The following is a 6144-nucleotide window of genomic DNA, read 5'->3' as shown; positions in this document are numbered from 1 at the left end:
ATCTCCTTGGCGGTGCCAGCCGCCGGTTGGGTGGGTTTCGTTCACCCGGAGATTACGCCACCTTCAAATTTCCACCACCTTCGCGACACGACCTCCATATCTGCTTCATGGCAAACCTTGCTCCAAAGAGACCGGAACCAAAACCGGGCAAGACCATTGTTCCATCTGCGGGATGCGTTCCGCTCCGGCGATATCTGGCTCGCCCAATCCCGGCGCTAAGGTGATCTGAAACAGGCGCTGGTTCCCGCCGAGGCGGTGAAGGACATACCAAGACTGGCAGTGCCGCTCGATCCGGAAGCCTGGCTTGCCGACCGCACGGCACGCATGGCCGATGGGCTGGCGCGGCTGGCCGGGCGGAGCGCGCCGGAGCCACACTCGGCGGGTCGATCGAGAACGGCATCCTCAATGTCGAGCGCCTGAGCGCAGCGGTGCCTGAAGAGGCGGACGAACTGGTGCTTGACCTCTACGACCGGCTGCCCGCCATACGGATCACCGAGCTGTTGCAGGAAGTTGATGCGGATAACCGAGTGGAATACGCGCAAGAACGGCGATGTCGAAGTGGCCAACAATCGCAGCCTGCAGCAGGTCTCTATGACCATTGAAATTTTCTATGAAATGGTCAACCACAACATCACCTCTGCCAATTTCTGGCCTGCCATCTTCAATCACACTTATCCATGTGGTTGGTGGTGGAAGTGTTCGTCTCGTTGGGCTCGATAGCACTGATTTCGGCTCGCTTCTCCAAGTTGGAATGGATTTCTACGATCACGGTTATCTGTGACCGGCTCTGATGCTGTAACCGCGCCCCGACGGCATTGATGTGCCTCGGTGGGATAGCAGGACTGAACCTCTGATACTTGCGCGTGGCAGGATCGATATGCGGCATGACTAAACTTGGTACGCTGCCAGTATGCTCGTTGAGGAATTTGTGAGGCTCATAACCCGCGAAGGTATTCGGGCAAGGTATCGAAGTGGTCGAAGGCAAAGCTGTGGGGCAGGTCTTCGACCGGGGTGCTGCGATAGCCGCCGCTGTAAAGCCCGAAGTGCCGCCCCGCCGCGCGGGCGGTCTCGGCATCGACCTCGCTATCGCCGACATAGAGCAGCGGGGGCGCGTCGAGCGCGGCAAAGGCGGCATGAAGCGGGGCCGAATCGGGCTTTTTCTGCGGCAGGGTGTCGCCGCCGATCACCACCTCGAAAAAATCCGAAAGATCGAGCGCGTCCAGCACCTGCACCGAGAGGCCGCGATACTTGTTGGTGCAGACGCCCAGGCGGTGGCCGTCGCGCCGGAGCGACTGCAAGGCCGCGACCACGCCGGGATAGGGCCGGGTCAACTCGGCGGGGCGCGCGCCATATTGCGCGAGCATCCGTTTGTTCATCTCGGGATGGATGGCGGGATCGAGCGCCAGCGTGTCGATCACCAGCCGCACCAGATTGGGAATGCCATGGCCGATGAACGACGTGAGCAGCGGCACCGGCAGGGCCGGGTGATCCATCTCCGCCAGCACGCGGTTGGCGGCAGCGGCGATATCGGGCGCGCTGTCCACCAGCGTGCCGTCGAGATCAAAGACAATGGCGCCTGTCATGGCTTACTCCGTGTAATGGGTGAGATCGGGCAGGACGGCCGCTGCCCCGGTGAAATCCTCGCCCGCCGTATAGGCCGAAGGCGTGACGATCACCGCAAGCCCGGCTTGCCGCGCGGACAGCAGCCCGTTGCGGCTGTCCTCGAAGGCGAGGCAGACCTCGGGCGCAAGGCCGAGCCGGTCGAGCGCCAGTTGGTAGATATCGGGCGCGGGTTTCTTGGCCGCCACCTCGTCGCCGCAGGCCAGCACGTCAAAAACGGCCTCGGCGGGGCGACCAAAGCAGGCAAGGCAGAGTGCCTCGACATTGGGGCGCGAGGTGGTGGTGGCGACGGCAAGACGCTGGCCCTTGGCACGGGCGCGCGCGATCAGGTCGGCCACGCCGGGGCGCAGCGGCATCTCGCCTTTCGCCACAAGCGCAGTGTAGCGTGCGGTCTTGGCGGCGTGGAGGGCGGGAATATCCACGTCCGTTGCGCCGATTTCGGCCATGAAGGCGGCGATGCGTTCCTTGCCGCCGGTGGTTTTCAGAAGCCGCGCATAATCGGCGCGGTCCCAGTGCCAGCCAAGCCCCCAATCGGCGAAACTCTCGTTGAAGGCGCGGCGATGCACCTCCTCGGTCTCAGAGAGCGTGCCATCGACATCGAAGATCAGCGCCTCAGGCACGGGCGGCCTCGGCGGCCTGCCGGATCGCGCGGATATTCTCGCCATAGGGCGCGGGATTGGCGACGCTGCCGCCCTTGAACACCGCCGATCCGGCGACCAGCACATCGGCCCCGGCAGCGGCCATCAGCGGCGCGGTCTCGGGCGTGATGCCGCCGTCGATCTCGATATGGATGGGCCGGTCGCCGATCAAGGCGCGCAAGGTGCGCACCTTGTCGATCTGGGAATGGATGAATTTCTGCCCGCCGAAGCCGGGATTGACCGTCATCACGCAAATGAGGTCCACCATGTCGAGAAGATGCGCCACCGCTTCGATCCCCGTGCCGGGGTTGAGCGCCAGCCCCGCCTTCATGCCGGCACCGCGAATGGCCTGCAACGTGCGGTGGATATGCGGCCCGGCCTCGAGATGCGCGGTCAGGATATCGGCCCCCGCCTGCGCATAGGCGTCGATATAGGGATCGACCGGCGCGATCATCAGGTGCACATCCATCACCGTCGTGACATGGCGACGAAAGGCGGCAACGGCGGGCGGGCCGAAGGTGAGATTGGGCACGAAATGCCCGTCCATCACATCGACATGGACCCAATCGGCGCCTTGCGCCTCGATGGCCTCGATCTCGCGCCCGAAATCGGCGAAATCGGCCGACAAGATGGAGGGGGCGATCTTGATGGAACGGTCAGACATGAGCGGCCTCCGTGGCGTGAATGACGGGGATGAAGCTTTCGGATTTGAGCGATGCGCCGCCGACAAGGGCCCCGTCGACATCCGGCAATGCGAGGATTTCAGCCGCATTGGTGGCCCCCACCGAGCCGCCATAGAGGATCGACAGCGCCGGGTCGGGCAGGCGCGCGCGGATGAAGCCATGGGTGCGGGCGATCTCGTCGGGTCCGGGCGTGAGGCCGGTGCCGATGGCCCAGACCGGCTCATAGGCGATGACGGTATTGGCGGGCGTCGCGCCCTCGGGCAGCGATCCCATTACCTGCGCTGCGAGCACGTCAAGCGTCTCGCCCGCGCGATACTGCGCCTCGGTCTCGCCGATACACAGGATGACCGTAAGCCCCGCCTCCCACGCCGCCAGCACCTTGGCCGCGATTTGCGCGTCGCTCTCGCCGTGATCGCAGCGGCGCTCGGAATGGCCCAGGATCACCCAGCCCGCGCCCGCATTGCGCAGCATCGGCGCGGAAATATCGCCGGTATGCGCGCCCGAGGGCCGCGCGTGGCAGTCCTGCCCGCCAAGCTCCATCCCGACAAGGTTGCGCGCCGAGCGGATGAGCGTCGCGGGCAGGCACAGAACCACCTCGCAGGCGGCGGGTTTCGCGGCGTTCGAGATTTCCGCGACCGTGGCCAGATCGGCCACCGTCCCGTTCATCTTCCAGTTGCCCGCCACGATCCTGCGCCGCATCAGAGCGTCCCGTCGGCGTAACGCCGCGCCATGTCATCCATCGGGATGGCCTTGATCTTGCTGGCATTGCCGGCGGTGCCGAACCGCTCGAACCGGTCGAGGCAGAGCGCCTGCATCTCTTCCATCGCCGGGATGGTGAACTTGCGCGGATCGAATTCGGTCGGTTTGGTCATGGCCACCTTGCGGAACTGGCCGGTGATCGCCATGCGGTTGTCGGTGTCGATATTGACCTTGCGCACGCCCGAGCGGATGCCGCGCTCGATCTCCTCGACCGGCACGCCCCAGGTCTGGGGCATCTCGCCACCATGCGCGTTGATGAGATCCTGAAGATATTGCGGCACCGAGGACGAGCCGTGCATGACCAGATGCACATGCGGGATCTTCGCGTGAATCTCCTCGATGCGCGAGATGGCCAGCGTCTCGCCGGTGGGTTTCTGGCTGAACTTGTAGGCACCGTGGCTGGTGCCGCAGGCAATGGCGAGCGCGTCCACCTTGGTGAGCCGAACGAACGCCTCCGCCTCGACGGGGTCGGTCAGAAGCTGGTCGTGGCTGAGCGTGCCGGTCGCGCCCGATCCATCCTCCTCGGCGGCCTGGCCGGTCTCGAGGCTGCCCAGAACGCCCAGCTCGCCCTCGACCGAAGCGCCCACCCAATGCGCCATGCGCGCCACGCGCTCGGTGATGGTGGTGTTATACTCCCACGAGGCGGGGGTTTTCATGTCCTCTTCCAGCGAGCCGTCCATCATGACGGAGGTAAAGCCGTGGCGGATCGCCGAAAGGCAGGTCGCCTCGTTGTTGCCGTGGTCCTGATGCATGCAGATCGGGATCGCGGGATACATCTCGGCCAGCGCCTCGATCATGTGGCGCAGCATGATGTCGCCCGCGTAAGAGCGCGCGCCGCGGCTGGCCTGCAAGATCACCGGCGCGTCGCATTTCGCCGCCGCGCGCAGGATGGCAAGCCCCTGCTCCATGTTGTTGATGTTGAAGGCGGGCACGCCATAGCCATGTTCGGCGGCGTGATCGAGAAGCTGGCGAAGCGTGATGAGGGCCATGGGTCAAACCTTTTCGTCTTGCATGAGGGCGGCCACGCCCGGCAGGGTGCGGCCTTCGAGCCATTCGAGAAACGCGCCACCGGCGCTCGAGACATAGGTGAACTGATCGGTGACCTGCGCCGCGTTGAGCGCGGCCACCGTATCGCCGCCACCCGCAACGCTGACCACCGTGCCGCCGCGCGTGAGATCGGCGGCGACACGGGCAAGCGCCACGGTGGCGGCATCAAAAGGTGCGATCTCGAAGGCCCCGAGCGGGCCGTTCCACAGGATCGTGCGCGCGCCCTCAAGCACATGGGTGAACCCGGCCACGGCGCGCGGCCCGGCATCGAGGATCATCGCATCCTCGGGGCAGGCATCGGCGGGCCGGGTCTCTGCCTCGGCCCCGGCGCGAAACTCGCGCGCCACCACCACGTCGGCGGGCAGGTGGATGGTGCAGCCCGCTGTTCCGGCCAGCGCCATGATCTCGGCCACGGTGGCGATCTGGTCGGCCTCGTGCAGCGATTTTCCCATCGGAGCGCCTTGTGCGAAGAGAAAGGTATTGGCCATGCCGCCGCCGACGATCAGGTGATCGACCCTGGCCACGAGGTTTTTCAGCACCGCGATCTTGGTCGAGACCTTGGCACCCCCGACAATCGCCACCGAAGGTCGCGCAGGGTTTTCCAGCGCCGCTTGCAGCGCGCTCAGCTCCTCCATCATCAGCGGCCCGGCCGCAGAGGGCAGAAGCCGCGCCAACGCCTCGGTCGAGGCATGCGCCCGATGCGCGCAGGAAAAGGCGTCGTTCACATAGAGATCGCCAAGTGCTGCGAGGCGGCGGGCAAAGCCCTCGTCATTGGCCTCTTCGCCCGGATCGAAGCGCAGGTTCTCGACCAGCAGGACCTGGCCGGGGGCAAGATGCGCGGCCTCCTCGGCGGCGGCCCCATGTTCGGCAAAGCGCACCGGGCGTTGCAGCGCGCGGCAGAGATCGTCGCGGATATGGCGCAGCGAGGCCCCGGCCACCGGCTTGCCCCCCGGACGCCCGAAATGCGACAGCACCACCAGCGCCGCGCCCTTCTCCAGCAGCGGCCGCATCCCTTCGGCAAAGCGCGCGATGCGGGTGGCGTCGGCCACGCTCCCCTCGGCCATCGGCACGTTGAGATCGGCGCGCACGACAAGCCGCCTGCCCGCCACGTCCATGTCGGAGATGGCCCGGATCACAGCAGCCTCCCCATGGCGACGGCGGTATCGGCCATGCGGTTGGAGAAACCCCATTCGTTGTCATACCAGCTCAGGATGCGGCACATCCGGTTCTCCATCACCCGCGTCTGATCCATGTGAAAGATCGAGGAGCGGCTGTCATGGTTGAAATCCATGCTGACATTGGTGTCACTGTACCCTAATTAATCAGAATCGGGCCTGAATTTGTCCCATAAAATCAATGGCGGTTTGTACCCTTAATTTTCATATTGTACCGTTAAT

At 65.1% G+C, this 6144-nt stretch carries 7 protein-coding genes and 2 pseudogenes; 1 reads left to right on the top strand and 8 read right to left on the bottom strand.

The features are described from left to right. Positions 1 to 156 precede the first annotated feature (156 nt). Positions 157 to 521 (top strand): annotated as a pseudogene (locus ACSSV8_RS19785) (Tn3 family transposase); the annotation flags it as partial. Here the strand turns inward: ACSSV8_RS19785 and ACSSV8_RS19780 are convergent. The 8 genes and pseudogenes from ACSSV8_RS19780 to ACSSV8_RS19745 form a co-directional block, all read right to left on the bottom strand. Next, positions 490 to 669: a hypothetical protein gene (locus ACSSV8_RS19780; RefSeq protein WP_454283624.1), complete on the bottom strand. Its 180-nt coding sequence runs from the start codon at positions 667 to 669 to the stop codon at positions 490 to 492. The pseudogene ACSSV8_RS19785 and the gene ACSSV8_RS19780 overlap by 32 nt on opposite strands. 266 nt (positions 670 to 935) lie before the next feature. Next, positions 936 to 1583 (bottom strand): phosphoglycolate phosphatase, encoded by a 648-nt coding sequence (gene gph, locus ACSSV8_RS19775; protein WP_454283623.1) that lies wholly within the window; start codon positions 1581 to 1583, stop codon positions 936 to 938. Positions 1584 to 1586: 3 nt separating this feature from the next. Then, complete coding sequence (locus ACSSV8_RS19770) at positions 1587 to 2240, bottom strand: HAD family hydrolase (RefSeq protein WP_454283622.1); 654 nt, start codon at positions 2238 to 2240, stop codon at positions 1587 to 1589. Continuing rightward, the gene (gene rpe, locus ACSSV8_RS19765; protein WP_454283621.1) at positions 2233 to 2922 is read right to left on the bottom strand and encodes a ribulose-phosphate 3-epimerase; all 690 of its coding nucleotides are present in this window, start codon (positions 2920 to 2922) and stop codon (positions 2233 to 2235) included. The genes ACSSV8_RS19770 and rpe overlap by 8 nt, the downstream gene beginning before the upstream one ends. Then, positions 2915 to 3640: a triose-phosphate isomerase gene (gene tpiA, locus ACSSV8_RS19760; protein ID WP_454283620.1), complete on the bottom strand. Its 726-nt coding sequence runs from the start codon at positions 3638 to 3640 to the stop codon at positions 2915 to 2917. The genes rpe and tpiA overlap by 8 nt, the downstream gene beginning before the upstream one ends. After that, complete coding sequence (gene fba / locus ACSSV8_RS19755; protein ID WP_454283619.1) at positions 3640 to 4689, bottom strand: class II fructose-bisphosphate aldolase; 1050 nt, start codon at positions 4687 to 4689, stop codon at positions 3640 to 3642. The genes tpiA and fba overlap by 1 nt, the downstream gene beginning before the upstream one ends. A gap of 3 nt (positions 4690 to 4692) precedes the next feature. Then, positions 4693 to 5937: a phosphoglycerate kinase gene (locus ACSSV8_RS19750; protein WP_454283618.1), complete on the bottom strand. Its 1245-nt coding sequence runs from the start codon at positions 5935 to 5937 to the stop codon at positions 4693 to 4695. Continuing rightward, positions 5880 to 6050, bottom strand: a pseudogene (locus ACSSV8_RS19745) (erythrose-4-phosphate dehydrogenase); the annotation flags it as partial. The gene ACSSV8_RS19750 and the pseudogene ACSSV8_RS19745, both read right to left, overlap by 58 nt. Positions 6051 to 6144 lie beyond the last annotated feature (94 nt).

This window comes from Roseovarius sp. MBR-79 (assembly GCF_053628555.1).
This window is presented reverse-complemented; position numbering and strand designations above follow the sequence as displayed.